This is a genomic window from Pseudodesulfovibrio nedwellii, assembly GCF_027923765.1.
GTDB lineage: Bacteria > Desulfobacterota > Desulfovibrionia > Desulfovibrionales > Desulfovibrionaceae > Pseudodesulfovibrio > Pseudodesulfovibrio nedwellii.
In genome coordinates, this window is record NZ_AP026709.1 from 2,411,739 (window position 1) to 2,435,710 (window position 23,972).

At 50.0% G+C, this 23,972-nt stretch carries 17 protein-coding genes; 10 read left to right on the plus strand and 7 right to left on the minus strand.

Annotated features, from left to right (window positions below):
* Positions 1–125: 125 nt before the first annotated feature.
* Both SYK_RS11355 and SYK_RS11360 read right to left on the minus strand, forming a co-directional pair.
* On the minus strand, positions 126–929 hold the full coding sequence (locus SYK_RS11355; RefSeq protein WP_281760382.1) for an arylamine N-acetyltransferase family protein: 804 nt from the start codon (positions 927–929) through the stop codon (positions 126–128).
* 355 nt (positions 930–1,284) lie between these two features.
* Positions 1,285–2,361 (minus strand): cytochrome c3 family protein, encoded by a 1,077-nt coding sequence (locus SYK_RS11360; protein ID WP_281760383.1) that lies wholly within the window; start codon positions 2,359–2,361, stop codon positions 1,285–1,287.
* A gap of 299 nt (positions 2,362–2,660) precedes the next feature.
* Here SYK_RS11360 and SYK_RS11365 point away from each other — a divergent pair, with 299 nt between their 5' ends.
* The 9 genes from SYK_RS11365 (at position 2,661) to SYK_RS11400 (ending at position 15,332) form a co-directional block, all read left to right on the plus strand.
* A complete protein-coding gene (locus SYK_RS11365) occupies positions 2,661–4,007 on the plus strand; it encodes a sigma-54 interaction domain-containing protein (RefSeq protein WP_281760384.1) in 1,347 nt (448 codons plus the stop codon).
* Positions 4,008–4,040: 33 nt separating this feature from the next.
* The gene (locus SYK_RS17725; protein ID WP_353618225.1) at positions 4,041–4,520 is read left to right on the plus strand and encodes a TspO/MBR family protein; all 480 of its coding nucleotides are present in this window, start codon (positions 4,041–4,043) and stop codon (positions 4,518–4,520) included.
* Between the two features lie 23 nt (positions 4,521–4,543).
* The gene (locus SYK_RS11370; RefSeq protein ID WP_281760385.1) at positions 4,544–5,515 is read left to right on the plus strand and encodes a YbgA family protein; all 972 of its coding nucleotides are present in this window, start codon (positions 4,544–4,546) and stop codon (positions 5,513–5,515) included.
* A 332-nt stretch (positions 5,516–5,847) separates the two neighbouring features.
* Positions 5,848–6,726, plus strand: coding sequence for a type I methionyl aminopeptidase (map, locus tag SYK_RS11375; RefSeq protein WP_281760386.1), 879 nt, complete (start codon positions 5,848–5,850; stop codon positions 6,724–6,726).
* Between the two features lie 242 nt (positions 6,727–6,968).
* Complete coding sequence (gene aspT, locus SYK_RS11380) at positions 6,969–8,654, plus strand: aspartate-alanine antiporter (protein ID WP_281760387.1); 1,686 nt, start codon at positions 6,969–6,971, stop codon at positions 8,652–8,654.
* A 49-nt stretch (positions 8,655–8,703) separates the two neighbouring features.
* Complete coding sequence (locus tag SYK_RS11385) at positions 8,704–10,275, plus strand: bifunctional aspartate transaminase/aspartate 4-decarboxylase (RefSeq protein WP_281760388.1); 1,572 nt, start codon at positions 8,704–8,706, stop codon at positions 10,273–10,275.
* 159 nt (positions 10,276–10,434) lie between these two features.
* Positions 10,435–11,421, plus strand: coding sequence for a GAF domain-containing protein (locus tag SYK_RS11390; RefSeq protein WP_281760389.1), 987 nt, complete (start codon positions 10,435–10,437; stop codon positions 11,419–11,421).
* A gap of 105 nt (positions 11,422–11,526) precedes the next feature.
* Positions 11,527–14,247, plus strand: coding sequence for a molybdopterin-dependent aldehyde oxidoreductase (locus SYK_RS11395; RefSeq protein ID WP_281760390.1), 2,721 nt, complete (start codon positions 11,527–11,529; stop codon positions 14,245–14,247).
* Positions 14,248–14,315: 68 nt separating this feature from the next.
* Positions 14,316–15,332, plus strand: a complete 1,017-nt coding sequence (locus SYK_RS11400; RefSeq protein ID WP_281760391.1) for a molybdopterin-binding protein — start codon at positions 14,316–14,318, stop codon at positions 15,330–15,332.
* A 90-nt stretch (positions 15,333–15,422) separates the two neighbouring features.
* Here the strand turns inward: SYK_RS11400 and SYK_RS11405 are convergent, their stop codons facing one another.
* The 4 genes from SYK_RS11405 to SYK_RS11420 all read right to left on the minus strand — a co-directional run bounded on the left by SYK_RS11405 (position 15,423) and on the right by SYK_RS11420 (position 20,855).
* Positions 15,423–15,977 (minus strand): 4Fe-4S dicluster domain-containing protein, encoded by a 555-nt coding sequence (locus tag SYK_RS11405; RefSeq protein WP_281760392.1) that lies wholly within the window; start codon positions 15,975–15,977, stop codon positions 15,423–15,425.
* A 12-nt stretch (positions 15,978–15,989) separates the two neighbouring features.
* Positions 15,990–18,125, minus strand: coding sequence for a molybdopterin-containing oxidoreductase family protein (locus tag SYK_RS11410; RefSeq protein ID WP_281760393.1), 2,136 nt, complete (start codon positions 18,123–18,125; stop codon positions 15,990–15,992).
* Between the two features lie 167 nt (positions 18,126–18,292).
* Positions 18,293–19,195: a formate/nitrite transporter family protein gene (locus SYK_RS11415; protein ID WP_281760394.1), complete on the minus strand. Its 903-nt coding sequence runs from the start codon at positions 19,193–19,195 to the stop codon at positions 18,293–18,295.
* Between the two features lie 280 nt (positions 19,196–19,475).
* Positions 19,476–20,855 carry a sigma-70 family RNA polymerase sigma factor gene (locus SYK_RS11420; RefSeq protein ID WP_281760395.1) on the minus strand — a complete coding sequence of 460 codons (1,380 nt, stop codon included), beginning with the start codon at positions 20,853–20,855 and terminating at the stop codon, positions 19,476–19,478.
* A gap of 265 nt (positions 20,856–21,120) precedes the next feature.
* On the opposite strand from SYK_RS11420, the gene SYK_RS11425 reads away from it, so the two are divergent.
* Entirely contained in the window at positions 21,121–23,181 is a 2,061-nt protein-coding gene (locus tag SYK_RS11425) for a methyl-accepting chemotaxis protein (RefSeq protein ID WP_281760396.1), read from the plus strand.
* Between the two features lie 146 nt (positions 23,182–23,327).
* Here the strand turns inward: SYK_RS11425 and SYK_RS11430 are convergent, their stop codons facing one another.
* Entirely contained in the window at positions 23,328–23,972 is a 645-nt protein-coding gene (locus SYK_RS11430; RefSeq protein ID WP_281760397.1) for a cytochrome b/b6 domain-containing protein, read from the minus strand.

Genomic DNA, 23,972 nt, shown 5'->3' on the forward strand with positions numbered 1-23,972 from the left:
TGTTCCTGAGAAAAGGTTCTCTATGCCTTTTCATATTCATGCAACGTTCAGCATCGCGTTCCTCAAAAATGCCAAGAGCTAACCGTAGAACCGGCCTTGGCTATCAAGACCTCGCCTCTAGTACGTCACTCTCTATCAACAGACCTCAACGCCTCATAGGGGGCATCAAGCTCAATGCCGAAGTACGTCTTCAGGGCATCCATATATTCCTGCCCTTCGGGGAGTTGTATTTCGTTTTCCTGTCCATCCCGAAACAGGGTGAGCCTGTTGTTGAACAATGTGACCATGCCGTCCTCAAGAGGTTTCATGGCGACACGAGAGGTGGTGAAAAATGAATTGGAATTGGTTGACGTGTAGTGGGCGCCGTAGTTGATGTCTCCCTGGCAGACGTGCTCCATGTCAAAACTGTAGAGGTTCTGCCATCCCTCTTCAGAACGCGCCTGAAGCATATTCCCGAAAACACCGCCGTCGACCAGACGGATATACTTCCCGCTAATATCCTGAATTGTATCTCGTTCAAGCAGATAGGGACCACGTGGATTATTCTTTCCAAACCCCACATCCACCAACCATTGACGGCCTTCCACATTCACAAGGGAAAGCTGGTGGCCTCGCCCGGAGGGTTGCCCCGACAAATGAACCCGAGCCAAAAGCGGACGGGCGTCGAATCCGAAAGCACGAAGTGCCATAAGCAACAAACCGTTCAGCTCAAGGCAATAGCCACCACGGGGGCGGCGTACGAGTTTATCAAAGAGATTTGCCGGATCGAGGTCGACGCCTCGGCCTAGTTGGATGTCAAAATTCTCGAATGGGATGTTGTGAAATTGCGCCCGTTGCAAGGTGTGCAGCCCCTCCGTCGTCGGCAATACTTTTTCTGAAAAATGCAATCGCTGAAGGTACGCTGTCGAATCGAATTCGAAGACTTTCATTTGTTGCCCCTGTTCTACGAAAAAAATTTTCTCCAGACACTACATACTCATCCCGGTGGATTCAAGACGAAAGGATTAGCAGGCCTCTTCGTATGATTAAAGCCGTTCCAAATGTATTTACTCTGTCTCCTATGTTGAAACACATCGTCTGAAGCAACAACATCATTTGTTACAGAACCTCTCACGCTAGCAACAAGGACGCCCTCTATGCACATAACAAAGCCCTTGGGAAAATATCCAAGGGCTTTGTTCATAGTCTCAGGCCGACGAGATTCAAACTCACGACCTCGAAATCAGAAACTGCCATTCGGAAAAAACAATCCCGAACGCAATCCGATAACAGCTCTAGCAACAACTAGGGCTTGTACGTTTGTTTGGCCTTCATCAACTTCAACTCCTTGTTAGTAAACGGTTCGGAATAAACGCCGAGTTGTACCAGTGGAGGATCTTCAGGAGTGAAAACTACCCATTTGCCATTTTTCTTTTCCAAAAACGGCCAATCCAAAAGAGTCGGAGCCAAAGGTACTACGCCCTTCTTAAAAGTAAGCTTGCCATTTTCAAACACCGCAGGAGCATACCGTTTACCTTGAGCCAAACTCGTCACCGCCTCGGTGCCATGGCATTGCTCGCACTTACGACCTTCGGGCAACACTGAATGGGTAAAATACGGCACATAGGTCACAAACGCATAATTATCCGGTCCGACCAAAGTTTGCATTGTGCCGCTAGTGACTTTGCCGTTGTACTTGACCAACAACAGGAAATCCTTGGTTTTGGCTGCAAAACTCTCGGACTTCTTCCCGGTTTCCTTGAGCACACCAAAATGACAGTTGTAGCACGACATGGAGTTCGACACGTGACATGCAGTGCAATCGAGCTTGGCCTTATGTACCATATGAGACTTCGTGTCTGGGATCTCGGGCCCTTCGCTCTCTGTTTTAGCGTGGCAATTGGTACATTTGGTATCCATGGCTCCCGGCGCACGCAAACTTTCGTAGCAAGTGCCGTCACCGTGTACCTCACGCTGAGAATGACAATCCGCACACTTCATATCTTTCATATGGACACTTTCAACGCCTCGCGCCTTGTCCATGCCGAACGTCGCTTTTTCCCGAGAATGACATCTCAGGCAGGTGTCAATATTTCGGGCCTGTTCAATGGAGTAGACGTATCCACAATCCGTTTTCTTCAAATGGCAATCGTTACAAGAGGACACATGGCAACTCTTACACCCCAAATCTTTGTAAGGGACCCCCGTGACAGCACTGAAACCGTCCTCGGCATCATACCAACGAGCCATGCCTCGAGTGGTATGATGCAGGCTTGAGGCAAAACACTCTTCTTTGCACTTCGAATCCTCGGCAAAGGGTGTTCCTGTCACCAACGCACAAACCCCTGCAATCAATAAAAAACAGAACAGCACTGCCCGCATTACTCCCTCCTTGTTCCAGATAGAAAGATTCCATTTCCCAGAGTGCTCCAGCCAAAATGACACGGCGTCCCAACTGACTTTTGCACTGCGTATGGCCCATCAGGATACCAAGGAAAAGCAACAGTCATGCCATGATGTATTTTTATAACACTCTAATTTTTATGACTTTTTGTCGCGATGAGAATACGAAGACCGAACGGATTCATGCAAAATGCACGATGGCAAAGCTCACAACTTGCAATATGCACTATTAGCGGATAATAACAAAAATGGGAAAAATCTTAACAGAGAGCATTCCTGTGAAAAAAGCATCTCGCAATCGTTTCCATGACACTATTCTCGATTCCATCAACGAGGGGGTCTTTACCGTGGACCTGGAACGACGAATACTGTCTTTCAACGCTGCAGCCGAACGCATCACCGGCATCTCGCGCCACGAAGCCAAAGGGCGCAAGTGCAGCGAGATCATCAGGGCAGACCTCTGCAAAAGGTCGTGTGCCATGGAGCAGACGCTGCGTTCGGGCACTCCGGTGGTCAACGCCACCACGCACCTCTCCACGGCCCGGGGCGAACGCGTGCCAGTTCGCATCGCCACGGCCCTTTTGAAAGACGAGAAGGGAACGGCTATCGGCGGAGTTGAGACCTTTCAGGATCTTTCCCAAGTGGAACAGCTACGTAAGGAACTCAAGGCCCGATACACGTTCGAAGACATTATCGGACACAGCTCGGCCATGACCAAGATATTTTCCATTCTCCCTTTGGTATCCGAAAGCGAAAGCACAGTGCTCATCGAAGGAGCCACAGGAACCGGCAAGGAACTTTTCGCCCGCACCATTCACAACATCTCTCCCCGCAGAAACGGTCGTTTTGTAGCCGTCAATTGCGCGGCTCTGCCAGACACGTTGCTGGAATCCGAACTGTTCGGCTACAAAGCCGGGGCTTTTACCGACGCCAAGCAGGACAAGCCGGGCCGATTCACCCTCGCCGAGGGCGGGACCATCTTTCTGGACGAGATCTGCGACCTCAGCCCGGTGGTCCAAGTCCGGCTGCTGCGGGTCTTGCAGGAACGATATATCGAACCCTTGGGTGGAGTAGACCCGGTCAAAGTGAATGTACGCATCATTGTAGCCGCCAAGCGGGATCTGACCCAACTGGTTGAGCAGGGCACATTTCGGGACGATCTGTATTATCGCATTCGAGTTATACACATGGTCTTACCACCTCTTGTGGAACGTCGTGGCGACATCCCCCTTCTGGCCGACCACCTAATAAACAAATTCAATCAGTTACAAAACAAAGCGATAACAGGTCTTTCGCAACGCGCAATGACCAGGCTCCTTGAATACAACTATCCGGGAAATGTACGTGAATTGGAAAATGTCATTGAACAGGCGTTCGTGCTCTGCCGGGGTGAACGCATCAAATACCACCACCTGCCCCGGGAGTTACGCGAAAACGATTCGCCCCTTTACGGGCACAAACAATCCTGCTCCCTCAAGGAAATGGAACGGGCCCTCATTGGCAAAGCCCTGCAACGTCACAACGGCAACCGCAAGCAAACCGCCAAAAGACTTGGAATAAACCCCAGTACTCTGTATCGAAAAATGCGCAAGCTCAACATTTCGTTTCCAACTCACGATGTGTAAAGAAATACCAGACTCTCCTAAACAGGAGTTCCTATGAAGAACGTATACAGCTTTAAATCCAAAGCCCTTCTCATAAGTCTTGTCGCTCTTCATATATTCGCCGGATTCTTGGCAGGTTCCTTTTTCCCGCCCGGTCCTTGGGTTGAACAACTTTCCAAGCCTTCTTTTTACCCCCCTCCTTTGGCTTTCCCTGTTGTCTGGTCGCTTCTCTATGCTCTTATGGGGGGCTCTGTTTGGCTTCTCTTGCACTCTGACAAGCAGGGCAAAGGAAAAGCCCTCTTATTATATACGTCCCAACTGGCAGTAAATTTACTCTTCACACCATTGATGTTCGGTCTGCGCAATGTGTTTTTGGGCTTTTTGGATGTCCTGATTCTATTACCATTATTGGTTGTAACGATTGTTGTGTTATACAAGTTCTCTCCAAGGGCTTCATTGCTCCAGATTCCATATCTCCTCTGGGTCGGTTTTGCTCTGACCCTCTCTTTCTCTCTATGGAGATTGAATTCGTAAAAGCGCTAATGCCGGAGGGCATCATGAAAAAACAGGAAAACCAAACAAACGGTAAAATAAAATTGGGAATTGCCAAATGTCTGCTTGGACATAAGGTGCGATACGATGGTTCTCAAAAACTTGACCGCTTCCTGCGAGACACCCTCGGAGGATACGTTGAATGGGTGCCTGTTTGCCCTGAAGTCGAAACCGGCATGCCTGTTCCGCGGGAAGCCGTCAGGCTGGTTGGAGACGTTGATGCTCCGAGACTGGTTGGACGCAAGACCGGAGAGGATTGGACCGACCGTATGCAAAAATGGGGAAGCAAACGGTTGAAGCAACTCGAAGAGCAAAACATCTGTGGCTATGTCTTCAAATATGGCTCCCCTTCCAGCGGAATGACTCGTGTGAAGGTATATGCAGATAATGGAATGCCCCGGCTTGAAGGAAACGGAATGTGGGCGCGCATGGTCATGGATCGCTTCCCTCAATTGCCATTCGAGGATGATGGACGACTCCATGATCCAAGATTAAGGGAAAACTTTATATCGAGGATATTCACGCTCAAACGATGGCGGGAAACAATGGCCACCGGCCACACGCCCGGAAAACTGGTCGAATTCCATACAAGACACAAGATGCTGATCATGTCGCACAACGAAGTGATATACCGCGCTATGGGGAAACTGGTCGCTCAAGCCGGAACCGACAAAACCGATGTTCTTTTCTCGCAATATTTCGAGATGCTTTTCAAGGCCCTTTCCTACAAACATACAGTGAAAAAAAATGTCAATGTCCTGACCCATGCCGTCGGTTTTTTCAAAAAGGATCTTACATCCTCCGAGAAAGTCGAGCTACTTGAACTCATTGATCAATATCAGAAAGGACTTGTCCCACTTATCGTTCCCATGACCATGATCAATCACTATGTCCGAAAGTATGGAAAGGAATATTTGGAAAGACAGTATTACCTGCATCCCTATCCAGCAGAGCTCATGTTAAGAAACCATGTCTGATACAAATAAAAATTCAAGCGTGGAGTAGAACGATAAGGTTTTTTGCGTTCTCAATTCTACGGGACTGTTGACGGATCTTTTTTCTCAACAGGATAATCCCCAATATTTCAATCTTAAAAACGAGTTACAGTATATCGCTGTAACCCGTCTTTTCATCTTCACGAGATCTCCACCACCTATTGCCCCCTTCATACAAGCCGATTCTTCGATAGATACATCGGGTTTCCTTTTTTTTATTCATGCTAAGTCTTTTCAATTGTCGTTCTTTTTGTAAACATCCTTTCTTTCCGACGGGTACAGGCTCGCCATACTATATATTCAGGAGACTATTGATGAACGCCAAAATCGGACGTAATGATCCCTGCCCCTGCGGTAGTGGTAAAAAATACAAGAAATGCTGCATGAATACGACAAATGCTGAAGATCTGAATCTGTCAGAAACCTATTTCAAACGCTATAAGGTCCGCCTGAAAACACCGGAACAAATCGAAGGAATACGTCGCTCCGGTAAACTGGTCATGAAAACGTTCGATGCCATCAAAGACATGATCAAGCCCGGCGTGCAGACCGAAGAAATCAACAAGGTCGTCCACGAATTCACCATCAAGAACAATGCGCGTCCCGCGCCGCTGAATTATCATGGATTCCCCAAAAGCGTCTGTATCTCGCCCAACGAGGTCATCTGTCATGGAATTCCCGGTGAATACACACTCAAAGACGGCGACATCGTCAACGTAGACATCACCTCCATTCTCGACGGCTACTATGCGGACTGTAACCAAACATTCTTCGTAGGGACGCCCTCCCCGGATGCCCGCAAAATCGTTGATGTGGCCCGTGAATGTCTGCGCCTTGGCCTTGAGCAGGCCAAGCCCGGCAACATCATCAATGATATATCCACTGCTATTCAAGTGTATGCCGAAAAACAGGGATGCTCGGTGGTACGCGAATACATGGGCCACGGTGTCGGCATCGAATTCCACGAAGCTCCCAACGTTCCCCACTTCCGTTCTCAATGGGGCAACGTTCCCCTCACACCGGGTATGACGTTCACCATCGAACCGATGATAAACCTCGGTAACAAGGAAGTTCGTGTACTCGATGACGACTGGACCGCCGTGACCAAAGACGGCTCCCTTTCCGCCCAGTTTGAACAGACCATCGTCATCACCGAAGACGGTTTCGAAAGCCTGACACCGTTCGACTTATAAAACTGTATTCAAAAAAAACACGCCATCCTTGATGTGTACATCAAGGATGGTTTTTTTATTTTTCATCCATAAATTCAGTTCAAAAGCCTCAAATCATCCGCCCCGTATACCATCTCACCTCTCGCGCAATTCCTTGTCTTCAGATTCTCCTGTGGACTTTTCCTTTCAAACGCTTGTATGGTTTTTTCCAATATTAATTGGCTTGTCTGGCATTTGTTCTGTTTGAAAACCATGGGGGTGTGATGGAGTTGTTACGAGCGAATCCGTTCATGGCACTGTTCCTTTCTCTGGCCTTTGGCTATCTGCTGGGGAAAATCAAATTCGGCAAATTCCAACTCGGGGGCATTGCCGGAACGCTGATAGCCGCCGTCATCATCGGGCAGATTGGCCTGAAAGTTGATGAGGGCGTCAAAAGCATCTTCTTCGCCCTGTTCATCTATGCCGTTGGATACAGCGGCGGCCCACAATTCTTCAGTTCCATCAATCGCTCCACCATAAAATTTGTTTTTGCCGCCATAATGATGACCGTGACCGGTCTGCTGACGGTTCTTCTTTTCGCCCAACAATTCGATCTGGGAGTCGGACTGGCCGCAGGGCTGGCCGCTGGTGGCCTGACCCAATCCGCAATCATCGGCACTGCAGGAAGTGCAATAGACCTGCTAGGGTTAAGCCAAAATGCAATAAACAGCCTGAAGGTCGACATCGCGGTGGGCTACTCCGTGACATATATTTTCGGGTCACTCGGACCAATTCTCTTTGTGACAGCCATTCTGCCGATGCTCTACAAGTGGGACATCCGCAAGGAGGCCAAGGCCCTTGCACACAAACTCGGCGGTGGCGGTCTCGAACTAAATGAAGGCGAATACCTTCCTTTGTCCCGCATCGTTTCCCGCGTCTATCGTGTTGCCGAAGACGCACCGGTTGTCGGACACAATCGCAATTTTCTTGAAGACTTGCACGACGACATGATTCGTGCTGAATCCGTCATGCGCAACGGGACAGCCGTCGAGCTTGATGACACCTTCAGCTTCCAGCCAAACGATCTGGTCATGGTAACCGGCCTGCGCACGACATTACAAAAATGCTCGCCATCCATAGGCCCGGAATACGAAGACGAAGATGATCTCTTCACGCTGGTCGAAGAATCCCGCAAGATTTTCGTCACCAACAAGGCCTTTCATGGGCGCACTCTTGAAGAAGTCCATCACCGCGGCGAAGGGGAACACTACGGAATCTATTACACAGCACTCACCCGTATGGGGCACGCCATGCCCTTGCTGCCCAAAACCGAGGTGCATGTCGGTGACGAAATAACACTCAATGGTTCCAAAAAGGACCTCGACAAGGTGGAAAAAGCCATCGGCTACAAGTCCCCTTCAGTCCACGCCACGGAGTTCATGACCTTTGGCCTTGGCATGGTTGTCGGTTACCTGATTGGCCTTATCTCATTCCATGTCGGTTCTGCAGAAGTGACGCTCGGCAGTGGCCTTGGTTGTCTCGTCGCGGGTCTCGGTTTCGGTTTCCTGCGGATGAAGCACCCCCATTTCGGCGGCGTTGACTCTGGCGCAGTCAGTTTCCTGCAAAGCTTCGGCCTGGCTGTGTTCGTCGGTGTTGTCGGACTCAATGCAGGAGCAGAAGCCCTGACAACCATCCAGAAGCATGGCGTCACCCTTCTTTTGCTGGGCGTGGGGGTCACCATGATCCCACAGTTCGTGACATTCCTGTTCAACTACTATGTATTGAAGATCAAGAATCCGATTATAGCCCTTGGAGTGGTCACCGGTAGTCGAAGCGCAAACCCAGCGTTTTCCGCGCTGCTCGACAAGACGCAAAACGCCACACCCGTGGCTGCATTCACCGTGACTTACGCCATTGCCAACATCATGTTGACACTCTGGGGGCCGGTCATCGTCACGATTCTTCACTGATAACAAATCATAATAAAATTACATACAAACTCGCAGGAAGGAGAAAAACATGAGTCCCAAATTGAGCCCTTTTGAACTAAAAGACACATTGATCGAACTTGCTGGAAAAGCCAAAAACCACGTCATGCTCAATGCAGGACGCGGCAACCCCAACTTCCTCGCTATCCAGCCACGCCATGCCTTCATCCGCATGGGCGAATTCGCTTTGGAAGAATCCAGCCGTTCCTACGCATATCTTTATGGTGGGTTCGGCGGCGCGAGTGACAAAAAACACATAGGTGCACGGTTCAGCGAATTTCTCATTCGCAATGAAGACAAAAAAGGCACCCATCTCCTGCGCGCCGCGTTCTCGTATATGCGGGATCAGCTCGGTCTAGATTATGACGACGTGGTCTTTGAATTCTGCGAAGCCTATCTCGGCTGCAACTACCCGGTTCCGCCACGAATGCTCACCTCTATGGAAAAAGTCGTGCGCGAATATCTGGTCAAGGAAATGTACGGCGGCAAATCTGCCTTAAATGATTTCGACATCTTCGCCACCGAAGGTGGCACTGCGGCCATGACGTATATTTTCCAATCCCTGAAGCGCAATCACCTCCTTGCTGCCAAGGACAAAGTCGCCATTGTCACGCCGATCTTCACACCATATCTGGAAATCCCGGTCCTGCCCGAATACGGACTGGAAGTCCTGACCCTTGAGGTTGAAGAAGAACTGGGATGGCAGTTGAGCGAAAAAGCGATCAAGCAATTGGAAGATCCGGCCATCAAGGTTTTGTACGTGGTCAATCCGTCCAATCCTCCGTCCGTGAAAATGAGTTCCAGCGTCCTTGAATCCGTCGCCAAGCTGATCAAGGAAAAGCGTCAGGACCTCATGGTCATCACCGATGACGTATACGGCACCTTTGCCGACGACTTCCTGTCCCTGGCCGCCATGGTCCCGGAAAACACGTTGCTCGTGTATTCCTTCTCCAAATACTTCGGTGCAACCGGCTGGCGGCTCGGAGCCATCGCCCTTGCGGAAAACAATATCTTCGACAAAAAGCTCGCAGCTCTCGGCAATGCAGACAAGGCAGTGCTGGCCGAACGGTATAGTTCACTCACGGACGATGTCCCCGGCCTGAAATTCATCGACCGCATGGTGGCTGATTCCCGCGCCGTGGCTTTGAACCACACGTCTGGCATCTCCCTGCCCCAACAATTGCAGATGGCTTTCTTTGCCTTGTTCGCATTGGTGGACGGCCACGACGAGTACAAACAGGCCACCAAGAACCTCATTCGCCGTCGTTACGACCGCTTGATGGGCAGCATCGGTGTTGAGACTGAAAAAGACGAAAACAGCGTTGAATACTACACCCTGCTGGATTTGCAGGTACTCGGTGAATACTTCTATTCCAAGGAGTTCGGCCAGTGGGTCGTGGACAACAATCAGGACATGGAATTCCTGTTCACCATCGCCAGAGAATGCGGCATTGTCATGCTACCCGGTAACGGATTCGATGACTCCCACCCCTCGGCCCGAGTCTCCCTGGCTAACCTCACGGAATGGGAATACGAAACCATCGGCAAAATGACACGTCAGGTACTTGATGAAATGTATCAGACGTACAGTTCCAAAAAATAAATCACTCCTCTAAAAATCAACGGGCTACAGCTATCACTGTAGTCCGTTTTTTTTGAGGGATATTTCGGCCTCCAACAGCACTTAATTCAACGCCGTCTGTTTACAGAAGATTCTCCGTATTGTATCTCGGCTAGAACTCGTACCGAGGAGCAAGACAGAATGCATTCCAATAACATAAACCCAGAAAGAACCGTTACCGACCTTTCATACAGCTTGATCACATCAGGTTATTCCACCACTGGCGTCGCCAATATCGTTCTGAATTACGCCAAAAAAATCACGGACAGCACTATTGGCTATGCGTCGGTTATTGATCCACTCACCCGAAACAATATCTGTCATACGCTCACGGGCATGATCGGCGACTCTTGCGAAATCCCTCCCAGCAAAACCGGCATTGTCTTCCCGGTCGCAACAACCGGTGAATATCCAACCCTCTGGGGCCACGCACTCAACACACGCACGCCCTTTTACAGCAACACTCCACAAACGCATCCCGCGTCAACAGGATTGCCGTCCAACCACGTCACCATCGAACGATTTCTCTCCGTCCCTGTCATGCTGAAAGACCATCTCTGCGGACAGATCAGTCTGGCAAACGCAACCCGTGAATATGATGATGACGATCTGGAAATCGTTTCACAAATAGCCCTGCTTTTCGCACACGCCCTGCAACGCTTCCTGCTGGAAGACTCTCCCACTTTGAATATTCCGACGGAACAGCCCCTTGTTCAAAAAGAAACACCTTTCAAAAATACGGACACGGTAGAGGAACGGCCCCATAACATTCAAACGACCATCAAAAACAATCTCAAGCGGCTGACCACCCCGTACATAGAACAATTGATGCAGACCGAGCTGACCAGCACCCAACAATTCCTGCTCGAAAAATTGCAGGAAAATCTGGAAGGATGTGCATCGTCGCTCCTTTCTCATACACGGCTCCTGAATGTCACGTTCACGCCTCAAGAATTTCAGGTCGCGGTACTGATCAAGTCCGGCCTAAAAACAAAAGAGATATCAGACCAACTCGATATCTCCATCAATGCCATCAACTTCCACCGCAAAAACATCCGCAAAAAGTTGTCCATCAGCAACAAGCAAGTCAACCTGCAAACCTACCTGCTTTCCCTCGAAGAATGGTAGGAGGAGACTACCAATCAACTCCTATTCATTCCCATTGTTCTCCCCCTAATACTCTCTATACTTCAGCATATCGAAGACTCACACTAACTTGATAGGAGTTGTGGTATGCTAAGTAAAACCCTGATTGTAAACGGGATTGCCAGAGACATCGTTGCTGACGGAGAGACGACACTTGCTGATATCCTGCGCAAGAATCTGTCCCTGACCGGCACCAAAGTAGGTTGTGACACAGGCCATTGCGGAGCGTGCAGTGTCATCGTTGACACTAAGCTCATTCGTTCCTGCTCATACAAGTTCAAGCGGCTCAAACAGCACGCCACAATCACCACCATCGAGGGTGTCGGCACACCAGACAACCTGCACCCCTTGCAACTCGCCTGGATTCTCCACGGCGGTGCCCAGTGTGGATTCTGTACTCCCGGATTCATCGTCTCTGCCAAAGCGCTTTTGGACCTGAACCCCAACCCGACCCGCGAAGATGTCCGCGATTGGTTTCAAAAGCACAAAAATGCCTGCCGTTGTACGGGCTACAAACAACTCACCGATTCTGTCATGGACGCGGCAGCCGTCATGCGCGGAGACAAGGATATCAAAACTCTGTCATGGGAAATGCCCGAAGATCAACGCATTTGGGGGACTCGCTATCCCAAGCCGTCTGCCGTGGCCAGAGTCACTGGCATGACCGACTTCGGTGCGGATAAGATTCTCAAGATGCCTGAAGACACCTTGCATATGGCACTGGTTCAGGCGGAAGTCTCTCACGCAAACATCATCTCCATCGACACCACTGAGGCTGAAAAAATGGAAGGCGTGTTCAAGGTTGTCACGCACAAGGATGTACCGGGCAAAAATCGCATCACCGGATTGATCACCTTCCCCACCAATAAGGGAGACGGTTGGGATCGTCCCATTCTCTGTGACGAAAAAGTTTTTCAGTATGGCGATGCTCTTGCCATTGTCTGCGCAGACACAGAAGCACATGCAAAAGCCGCAGTCTCCAAGGTCAAAGTCGAACTTGAACAACTACCGGAATACATGAACGCACCGGCAGCCATGGATGATAACGCCATGGAGATTCACCCTGGCACACCGAATATCTATTTTGAACAGACTGTCAAAAAGGGTGAGGACACCCAAAACATCTTTGAAAAAGCACCGGTCGTAGTTGAGGACGATTTCTACACTCAACGTCAGCCCCACATGCCTATTGAGCCAGATGTCGGGTTTGCCTACTTTGATGACGAAGAGCGTCTGGTCGTCCATTCCAAATCCGTTGGCCTCTACCTGCATCACGCCATGGTTGCCCCCGGTATCGGCATCGAGGCAGACAAACTCGTCTTGGTTCAAAACCCCGCTGGCGGCACTTTCGGATACAAATTCAACCCGACCATGGAAGCACTGCTCGGTGTCGCGGCGCTGGCAACGAAACGGCCTGTGGCTCTCTGTTATAGTTATGTGCAGCAACAGATTTATACAGGTAAACGCTCCCCCTGGTTCTCCCATCTCAAATTAGCCGCAGACACGTCTGGCAAACTACTCGCCATGGATAGCGACTGGACTGTAGATCATGGTCCATACTCGGAATTTGGAGATCTGTTGACCCTGCGAGGCGCTCAGTTCATCGGTTCGGGCTACAACATTCCCAGCATCAACGGCATCGGCCGCTGTGTTGCCACCAACCATGCTTGGGGTGCCGCCTTCCGTGGTTTCGGTGCCCCCGAAGGGGAATTCGGCTCCGAAGTTCTCATGGACGAACTGGCAGAAAAACTCGGCATGGACCCACTCGAACTACGCTACGCCAACGTCTATAGAAAAGGGTCCACAACCCCCACAGGCCAAGAACCTGAAGTTTATTCACTGCCTGAAATGATCGACATCCTGCGCCCGATATACAAGGAAGCGCAGGCAAAGGCCTCAGCCAACTCTACGGAGATGGTCAAACACGGTGTAGGCGTTTCCATTGGCATCATCTGCGCAGGACTGGACGGCCCGGACCATGGTTCTGCGGACATCGAATTGAACGAAGACAACACCGTCACCCTTTACACAACGTGGGAAGATCATGGACAAGGCGCAGATAGCGGCACGACATGCACGGCACACGAAGCTTTACGGCCGCTCAAACTCATGCCGGAAGATATCCGTCTCGTTTTGAACGACACAGGACGTTGTCCTGACGGTGGCCCTGCTGGCGGCAGTCGTTCTCAGGTCATTGTCGGAAACGCAATCGTCGATGCATGTAAAAAACTGTTGGCAGGCCTAAAAACTGACGACGGAGCTTTCCGCACCTATGACCAAATGGTAGAGGAAGGCCTTCCTCTTCGATACAGCGGTTCATGGACCGCTCCAGCCGAAGCCTGCGGCCTCGACGGACAGGGAAACCCCTTTGTCTTCTATATGTATGGTCTGTTCATGGCCGAAGTGGCTGTCACATTAGAGACCGGCGTCACGGAAGTTGAAAAGATGACACTGGTCGCAGACATCGGCACCGTAGGTAACAAGCTCATCGTCGATGGTCAGATGTACGGCGGCATTGCACAAGGTATCGGCATGGCCCTGTTCGAAGACTTCGAGGACATCAAGAAGCATTCGACAATGCTCGGAGCTGGTTTCCCCTACATCAAACAAATCCCGGACGATATGGACCTGATCTACGTGGAAACGCCTCGCAAAGAAGGACCTTTTGGCGCATCAGGCGTAGGAGAACTTCCTCTGACCACGCCTCATGCCGCAGTCATCAACGCCATCACTCAGGCATGTGGTGTCCGCATCACCAAACTTCCAGCCCGACCTGAAAAAGTCCTTGCCGCATTGAAGAATCAATAAGCATCACTGCCAACAGGGAGGGGTATCAACAATGCCCCTCCCTCCATAAAACACGAGGTTATTGACTCATGAAAACTGTCCCTGTTCAAAAAGCCATCGGCATGGTCCTATGTCATGACATGACACAAATTATACCCGGTGAAATCAAGGAACCAGCTTTCAAAAAAGGCCATGTCATTGCTGAAGAAGACATCGCCAAACTTTTGGAGATAGGCAAAGAGCACATCTATGTGCTCAACATGGAAAAAGGACACATCCACGAAAACGAAGCAGCGGAACGCATTGCCAAAGCTGCAACCGGACCGGGGATCACTCTTTCAAATGTCAGCGAAGGAAGGATAAACTTCATCGCTTCACCCGGTCTGCTCGATATCAACACCGAAGCCCTGAACCGCATCAACTCCATTGAAGAAGTCGTTCTTGCCACCATGCACGATGGTCAGCAGGTCACGGAATCACATCCCGTTGCCGGGACACGAGTGGTCCCGCTGGTCATTGATGAAAAGAAAATAGAACAGGTTGAAGCGATCTGTGCCGAGTACCCATATGTGGTCGGTATTCGTCCATTCCAACATCACAACGTGGGGCTGGTGACGACAGGGAGCGAAGTCTATCACGGACGCATTACGGACAAATTCGGTCCAGTCATCCAAAAGAAATTTTCCACACTCGGCTCCTCAGTCATGGACCAGCGTCTGACCTCCGACGATCCATCCATGACCCGTGACGCCATTCTCGCCTTCATTGCCGAAGGCGCTGAAATGGTCGTGGTAACTGGTGGCATGTCCGTGGACCCGGATGACCAGACACCTACAGCCATTCGAGCAACAGGAGCCGATGTCGTCACATACGGCTCCCCAACATTCCCCGGCGTCATGTTCATGCTGGCAATCAGGGACGACGTGCCCATTCTGGGCTTGCCCGGATGTGTCATGTATTACCGGGCATCCATTTTCGATCTCGTAGTTCCTCGTCTCCTGGCCGGAGAAGATGTCACGCGAGAAACAATCGTTGGCATGGGGCACGGCGGCTTCTGCGCAGGCTGTGACGTTTGCCGGTATCCTACCTGCCCCTTTGGCAAATAACATTGAACTTGTGCTCTATTCACTCTTCCCTGAAACAAAAAAAGACCGACCAACAATATTTGTTGGTCGGCCTTATGAATTTGATATGTATTAAGCGTTTTTGACGTAAATGATGGACTGGGTGCTCATTTTCTTGATCACCTGTTTGCCCTTGGCCTCGGCCTGCATCAAGAGAATTTCCTTTTCGCCGAAACTGAGTGCGCCTGTCAGACAGACGTCAACACAGACCGGGTCCAAACCGTGGGTCACACGATCATAACAAAGATTGCACTTGTGTGCGTAATTCTCTTCCTTGTTGAACTGAATAACGTTGTAAGGACACTTTTCGATACATTCGCCACAACCGGTACACTTCTCCGTATCGATAAGCACGATGCCGGTCTGTGGGTCCTTGGATATAGCGTCGTATTCACACGCCTTGGCACATGGATACTTCTTACAATGCTGACACATGACGACCCAATAGTCTTCACGCAATTCAGGATAGGTTCCTTCCAACTTACTTTCCACCCGAAGATAATTGGCCATGGCTCCGGGTTGATCATTCTCGTGGTCGATTATTTCATGATGATTCCGGCAAGCCACGATACAGGTTTTGCAACCGATACAGCGGTCCAGATCCACCATTATGCTGAGTTGTCTCATTTCTCACCCCTCTTATTTGTATATCTTGACTCGAGTCGAGACATGCGCCTCACCACCGCGCATATCTTGTTCGTCCAGCGTGGAGCCTGCATCGGCAATCAATTCATTATCGCTGATCCATTTGCCGCGAGATGCCACTTTGCCCATGGTCTGACCAAATCCATGAATGATACCTGCGCAACCAGGAACAATTTTTTCAGTCAGCATGACAGGGACCTCAACAGAACCTGTACCTGATGCCATGGTCACGGTATCGCCATCAACAATACCGAGTTTTTTCGCATCAAGAGGGTTCAGGAGACAGGGGTTAGCGTCGAGACCGGATACGGGGTCACGAAGCTGTGCGTTATTCTGGGACCATGCGCCGGTATTATTCAGAAAAATAGTCCTGAAATTAACAAGAATGAATGGGAATTCATCTTCGCCGCGACGATATTCCAGCGGCAATTCGGGGCTGGGCCACTTCTGACCGATATCCTCATACATCTGCCATTCCAACTCGATTTTGCCGGATGGCGTATTAAACTTGCCGTCATCTTCATATTTACGGAAACCAACAGCGCCCGGAGACCAAAGGCCACCGTTCTCCTGTAATTCCTTGACGGACATACCCACACCGGACAATTCGATGTCGTAATATTCTACATCATCCTTGAAGGCGAAGTACTCGGGGAACATGCGCTGACCAAGCTCGATAAAAACACGGTTGGCATGACGGGACTCGCCGATGGGCTTGACCACGGGTTGGCACAGTGCAGCGCAATGGCCAAAGTTATACCACCATGGCATGTAGAGCAATTCCCACCGCTCAAAGTTGGTCTGATCAGGCAAAACGAGGTCGGCCCATTTCATGGTTTCGGACGGCATGATTTCGGTCACGACAAGCAGTTCCAGCTTGTAGTCACCATTCTCGTCCTTCATGGTCACGGCCTTGCGCCATTCGCCTGACCCCATTTCGGACAGAGCCGGGTTGCACTCCGAGGCAAAGAAGACTTTGAGGGTGTCGTCCTTGATGGCCTGTGCCGCATACCACGTCGGTTGCAAAAAGAAGTTGTAATTATCGAATTTTTCCCTGTTGTTACCCGACCGATGGTAGCCAAGTTCCGTGACGTCTGGTGCCGAAGGAACAGGTTCAACCGGTGCCATGGGTGCGATCTCGGGCAGCGGCTGGCCGCCGGGGTTATCCAAATTGCCGGTAATGACAAGGAAAATGGTCCAGGCGTGACCCCAATCCATGGCGTTCCCGTACATGATGGATTTGAACGCGTCGATACACGCACTGGGAGCATCGGCAACCATCTTGGCAAGCTTGATGATATCCTCGACCGGGACATCACAGATTTTGCTCATGGCTTCCGGCGTCTTGTCCTTGATGTATGCCATCAGGCCGTCCATGTCGCCTTCACGAACCCACTTGTCACAGAACTTCTTATCATGCAGATCATTCAGCAACAGGTAGTTACAGACACCCAAAAACAGAGATGCATCGCCACCCGGCTTGATGGGAATCCACCAATCCGCCTTGGAAGCTTCCGTACGATAGATTGGATCGATGACAATGAGTTTGGCCCCACGCTCCTTGGCGTCGAGGATATAACCAGGAACAGCAGCATCATCCAGACAACCAAAGGGATGACGACCGGACAGGATCATCAGGCCACCCTTGGGGACCGTATGATACATCGGGGCGATGTGATGATTGGGAAAACAGCCGAACGTATGCATCATGGCCATGATTTTCCCCGAGTCACAATGGGGGAGACCCGTGGAAATGAACCCGCCGCTGGCATTCACAAAACGCCATTTGGGATCGGTCACGGAATGCGGAAACATGGAGTAGGTGAATTTGTGGGCCTCGCCACGATCACGCAGTTCGGTCAGCTTTGTTTCCATGATGTCCATGGCTTCGTCCCAAGTAATGCGCTCAAACTTTCCACTGCCGCGTTCTCCCACACGCTTCATGGGATGCTTGAGACGCTCAGACGAATACAGTGAGGTAATACCTGCCATCCCCTTGACGCAGGCCTTGCCGCGCCCACGAGGATTTCCCTTCACTTCTTTGACGACACCATTTTCTACACGCGCCAAAATGGCACATTCAGCTTTACACTGATAGCAGACAGTTGGAATCCACCCATCTTGATACATAACGTTCTCCTGTTGTTATCGCAGAAAACACATTTTCATTTACTTTTTATGACTATCTTCTTTAAAGCGGTATTTTTTTCTATACGCATTCCCGATGATCCAAATAAAAGCCCATACAGCTATAAAGACGCCCCAAATTAACGGATTGAAAGGACTGTAATCGAAGTTCATTCCACCTCCTTAAGTTCCCCGTCGGCAGCCATGAGTTCATGACGTTTGCGGTACAAATCCTTGAGTTTGAGAGGATCTGCCACCAACTGGAACACGACCGCCACGAAAAGCGTTCCACCAATGGCATTACCCATGACCGTAAAGAGTTGATTATGCGCCCAACCAAACTTGCCGAACCCCCAGTGCATCAGCACTGGAACGACGTTGTTCATACCGGAAACGGCCTCAACCCACATGTCTTGTTGGAAAAGCGGCACGGCCAAAAAACCGATGTTCGCTATACAGTGTTCATTCATTCCTGCCACAAATGCCAGAGGGCCATATGCAGTCAGGACGATCTTGCTCATGTCGTCATTAGTTTTCATGAAAAGGATAGCTGCGGATTGCAGGGTCCAAGTACAAATTATACCCATGACAAAGATTTCCATGGCGGTCTCGCCGGTCTTTGCCAAGCCAATTTCATGGGCTCGCATAAGCCAAGGCAAAGCGTGATAACCGCCGCCTTTACTCATAATCCACATGAACGTCATGGAGCCGACGAAATTACCAATATACCCCACAAAAACACCACAGACGAACTGTCGCCAAGTGATGCGATCCTGGAACACTCCAACCAACCCATAGGCCATATCTGCAGTGACAAGCGTCATGCCGCTAAACATGATGATGACCAACGAAAACATGAACACGAGTCCCATGAGCAGATTGGCCAAGCCCGGTGCCAGATTGCTCGGCACTCCGGCAGAAACAGCCAATGCCAGCATAGCGCCAAAGCAAACAAATGCCCCTCCCGCAAATGCGGATATGGAAAAGGCCAACGGCCTTTCCCGAAGCATTCCCCACTTCTTGTCGCACACGTCTGCGACTTCCATCAGATGTTTTTCAGAACTCAAAGGCATCCAATTCTCCCATTCGATAAAATGCGCCTCTGATACAAGAACGCATCCCTTCACTCTCTCCGCAATCGCTTGCATGGTTATCCTATCTTTCCACCAGCCAGCGCCGTGCACTGCGCGCAGACGTTTTTGCCGTCCACACAAATAAGAGCCATGAGCACAGGAAAAAGTTACCTGTATAAGGAGAAAATATGAAGTTTTTATAAAAAAACAAACAAAAAAGAGGTGTTGGAAAATATCTTTTTTTGAAGGGCAGGCTCGAAAAGAAAAGAATGATCTCTCTTCAACAGAATTCATCACAGACGAATTCATCGAGATCACATGAGGAAGACAGTACACCACTGGCAATGGCCAATTGCATAAACTCATGAATACGCCCCCGATCAGGACTCAAATCATCAAATGTGACAATTTTTTCTTCAAGAACTTTGGCTGCAAGATCCCGAGATACGCCAGTATATACGGCCTGGGTCGCGGCACAGTAATCAATATCCGTATGAAGTTTGTCTCTGGCCTGATATAAAATGCGGACATAATCACTCACCAGTTCAGGATAAGCATTAAAGAAGTCCTCACGAACGGCAACCACACAACAAATATGTCCCGGCGCAATCTCCTTGGAACGAATCTGCACATCAGCTCCGCCTTCACTAACGCACTTCGTACTCCACGGTTCGGCACAAAAAAAGGCGTCTATCAACTGTCGCTTCAAGGAACTGATGACGTAGGAAGGGTTGGTATCGGCAGTACTGACATTGCCCCAATTCCCCGGTTGATCCTGAGCCAACTTGCCGAGCAGGACACGATGCGTGGAATATTTGCCAGGGACGCCCACAAGTTTTCCCTGCATCTTTTCAACGGAAGTTGTCAGTGAACTCCCATCGTGATGCCCATCCATAATGTATTTAAGCGGTGTCCCGGAATTGCACAACTGCATGGCCAGAGGTGCCATGATAAATGCCGCGTTGATTGTTCCCTGACGCAAAGCATTGGCAAGCGCGGTCCAAGACAGAAAGCGCTTCATATGAATCCGGGAATTGCGTCCCATGCCTAGGCGATGGGCTACCATGCCCAGCAAATGATCCGATATGGGAAGATAACCGACCTTGATGGCGGGTTCACTGACATGCTTTTCCAACATATTAGAAAGTAATGGGCAAGCACTGTGCAACCGCTTGCGTACGGTTCCTCTTTTCAAGGAAAGGGCGTCAGCGACTTCTCCCACTGAATAGCCGGATTCGAAATACAGTTGGCAGACATCCCGCAAGGGCGCGGACAATTGAGAAATGGCATGACTTGCCGCAGAACGAAAACACTTGGATTCGTAACTCAATGAAGGGTCAAAAGACTTCGGGGCAAGAGGTTGAAATCGAGCCAGACCATCCAAAGAAATTTCTCGCCCTCGAACCCGCAACTGACGATGACACTGAGACACGACTATCGCCCTGAGCCATGCCGGAAAACGATCCACTTCCCGCAGTTGATCCAGCCGTGAATAGGCTATGAGTAAGGACTCTTGAACAACATCTTGTGCTTGATCATCGGAGCCAAGCATACGGTTGGCATGAGCAAGGATGCCGGGCATCAACCCGGTAATAAGCTCGTTCATCCCGCGAACATTCGTTGGTTCTTCAAAGCATCCCATGGTTCGGACGCGCTCCATGTTCACTTGCTCAACTATTCAGACCTATTACGTATAGCGGTATATCAAGAAAACACAATAGTCGAGAAAAAACGGGGAAGCCAAACCCTCTTTCACTTTTCATGGAAAAGAACACGACATCAAAACAACAGTTTAATATATTATTTTAAATACATAATGCCATAAATTGCATTCTCCAACCTCGCATAAAAAATAAAATATATAATATGACTAAAAGGTCTAGATGGATATCTTGAGCGTAAATAAAACTTTAAGGGAGTATCGTATGGCGTTCAAAGATCTTTCACTAAGGATAAAAATCGGGGGAAGTGTTTGTCTTATCGTTTCCCTCATCCTCGTGGTGTACACAGCGATTGTCGTCTCAAAGACGCAAACCATTTCTATCGATTCCGCCAAGGAAATCGCGGATGAGATGGCCAACCGGTATGGCAATCAAGTCAAAAACAACATTGAAAAAGCACTTGATGCCGCTATCACGACATCTGCCATATTCGGAGGCATGGTCAAGGACCGGGATATCATCGATCGCACCATCATCGACGAAGTCCAAAAACAAGTCGCTCTTTCCGATGATACTTTTTATGGCATTCAGTCCTGCTTCGAGCCAAATGCCTTGGATAACAAAGATGCCGAATTCCATGCGACAGGCGACCCCATGTGGGAACACATGGGTGGTGCTTACGGTAACTACTGGTGGAAGGAAGGCGGCACACTAAAAGTCGTTAACCTCACCTCATACGATTATCCGAATACACGCGCATGGTACAAAGGCCCTCGAGACAAAGACGGACCGTTCCTGACGGAACCGTATTACACTGAGGTTGCCAAGACGAACATGTCCACCATCAGTGTTCCCATCCGGGAAAACGGCAAGTTCATCGGTATTGTCGGCATCGACTTTGTTCTAAGTGCTTTCCAAAAAATGGTGGATGGAATTAAACCGATGGAAAGCGGTTACGCCTTCATCGCTTCAAATAAAGGCTACTGTGTAGCCCACCCGAACAGCAATATCGTGGGGAAAAATATCACCGAAGCTTTCCCGCCCGAATTAAAGACCACGATTCTCTCTTCGCTAGAAAACGGCAAGAAGTTTGAGGGCTTTATTGTATCGCCACTAGACAACATGGAATACCTTTTCGAATTACAGCCAATTCTGGTAAACGGAACAGGTTCCCCATGGTCCATTGGTATCGCCATTCCCAAAGACAAAATATATGAAGATGCCGATGCATTCCTGCAGTTAAGCGTTATCTTGACCATAGCCGCAATCCTTCTGGTTGTGGTTGTCGTTGTTCTACTCGCAAGGGCCATCACCAGTTCCCTGATCAAGGCCGTCGAATTTGCCAAGGAAATTGCCGCAGGCAATCTCATGGCGCAACTCGATATCAACCAGAAAGACGAAATTGGTGTCATGGCCTCAACGCTCGCGGAAATGGGTGCAAACCTCAGAAGCGTGGTTGGTGAAGTACGCGGTGTGACCAATAACGTCGCCTCTGGTTCAGAAGAGCTCTCTTCTACTTCCATCGCGCTGTCGCAAGGCGCAACGGAACAGGCTGCCTCCATTGAGGAAGTTTCCTCCAGCATGGAAGAAATGGCCTCCAATATCAGCCAGAATGCTGAAAACGCCGCCCAGACACAAACCCTTGCGGACGGCGCTGCCAAGCAGGCAGAAGAAGGCGGCGAAGCCGTATCCGAAGCCGTCACAGCCATGCGGGAAATCGCTGACAAGATCAGTATCATTGAAGAAATAGCCCGACAGACCAATCTACTCGCCTTGAACGCGGCCATTGAAGCAGCCCGCGCAGGCGAACACGGCAAAGGCTTTGCGGTGGTCGCAGCCGAAGTCAGAAAGCTGGCGGAACGCTCAGGTGTCGCAGCGGGTGAAATCAGCCTGCTGGCAACCGAAAGCGTAGACGTGGCTGACCGTGCAGGCGAACTGCTTGGCAAGTTGGTCCCGGACATCCAACGCACAGCTGAACTGGTCGAAGAAATCACCACTGCCAGTAATGAGCAAAATGCAGGTGCCTCCCAGATCAATACAGCGATTCAGCAACTCGACAGCGTTGTGCAGCAAAACGCCGCAGCCTCGGAAGAGATGTCTTCGACATCATCCCAGCTGTCCGCTCAGGCCACACAGCTCCAGTCCACCGTCTCCTTCTTCAAACTTGATGAAGGCGGTTACCAGCAACCCCGGCAAGTCGTAGCAACCAGGAAGCCTGCACAAGCGCTGAGCACAACACAGTCTGCTCCTCAGGCCCCAACCCAGAGCACACAAGGTGGTGTCGCATTGGAAATGAATGAGGACGAAGACTTCGAACGGTTCTAACAACAAAGAGCCGGATACCATCAACGATATCCGGCTCTCTTCCAACGGATTCAATTCTTTGGATGCCGAGACTCCCCGGCATGCAAAGAATAACGAAAAAGGCCCCTGCCAAAACAGGGGCCTTTTAATTTCATAGATAAACCCGATTATGCTTTCTTTTCCCATTCCTCTACTTCAAAGCCCTCGGGAACTTCTTCCCAACCGGAGAACATGGCTGCAATATGCGCGGTGACAGAATGTCCGGTGGTCGTCATGTAAACGTGAACAATGAGGAAGATAAGGATAGAAAACCCGCCAATCAGATGCAACAAACCTATCACTTCAAGTGAGAGGAATGACAACCCCCAATTGGCCCAATCGTTGTATCCCCAGTACAGGAAACCAGTCACCATCTGGAATGGCAACAGCATGGCCGTCAATGCCAGATAGGTCAGTCGTTGCATGGGATTATGCTTTGCGCTCTTGGACTTGTGCACAGGGTGCTCTTCTCCCTTGAAGATGCCTGATCCATAATACATGGCCACCTCGAAAAGCTTCTTGGTGGTCGGAATGTATTGTTTGTATTCGTGGGTTACGAACATCCAAAAGGCAAAGAAGAAAAACATGCCGAGCCACAGCAGCCCCAAGGTGTTGTGCAGATCAACCGCCCCCATAAAACCAAACAGCTCAAACGTGCCATGCACTTCAAAACCAGTGGCCAGAAGCAGGATAATCATGATGGCCTGAAACCAGTGCCAGAAACGCTCAAACTTGGAATACAGGTATATTTTTTTCATTGATTGTTGACTCAT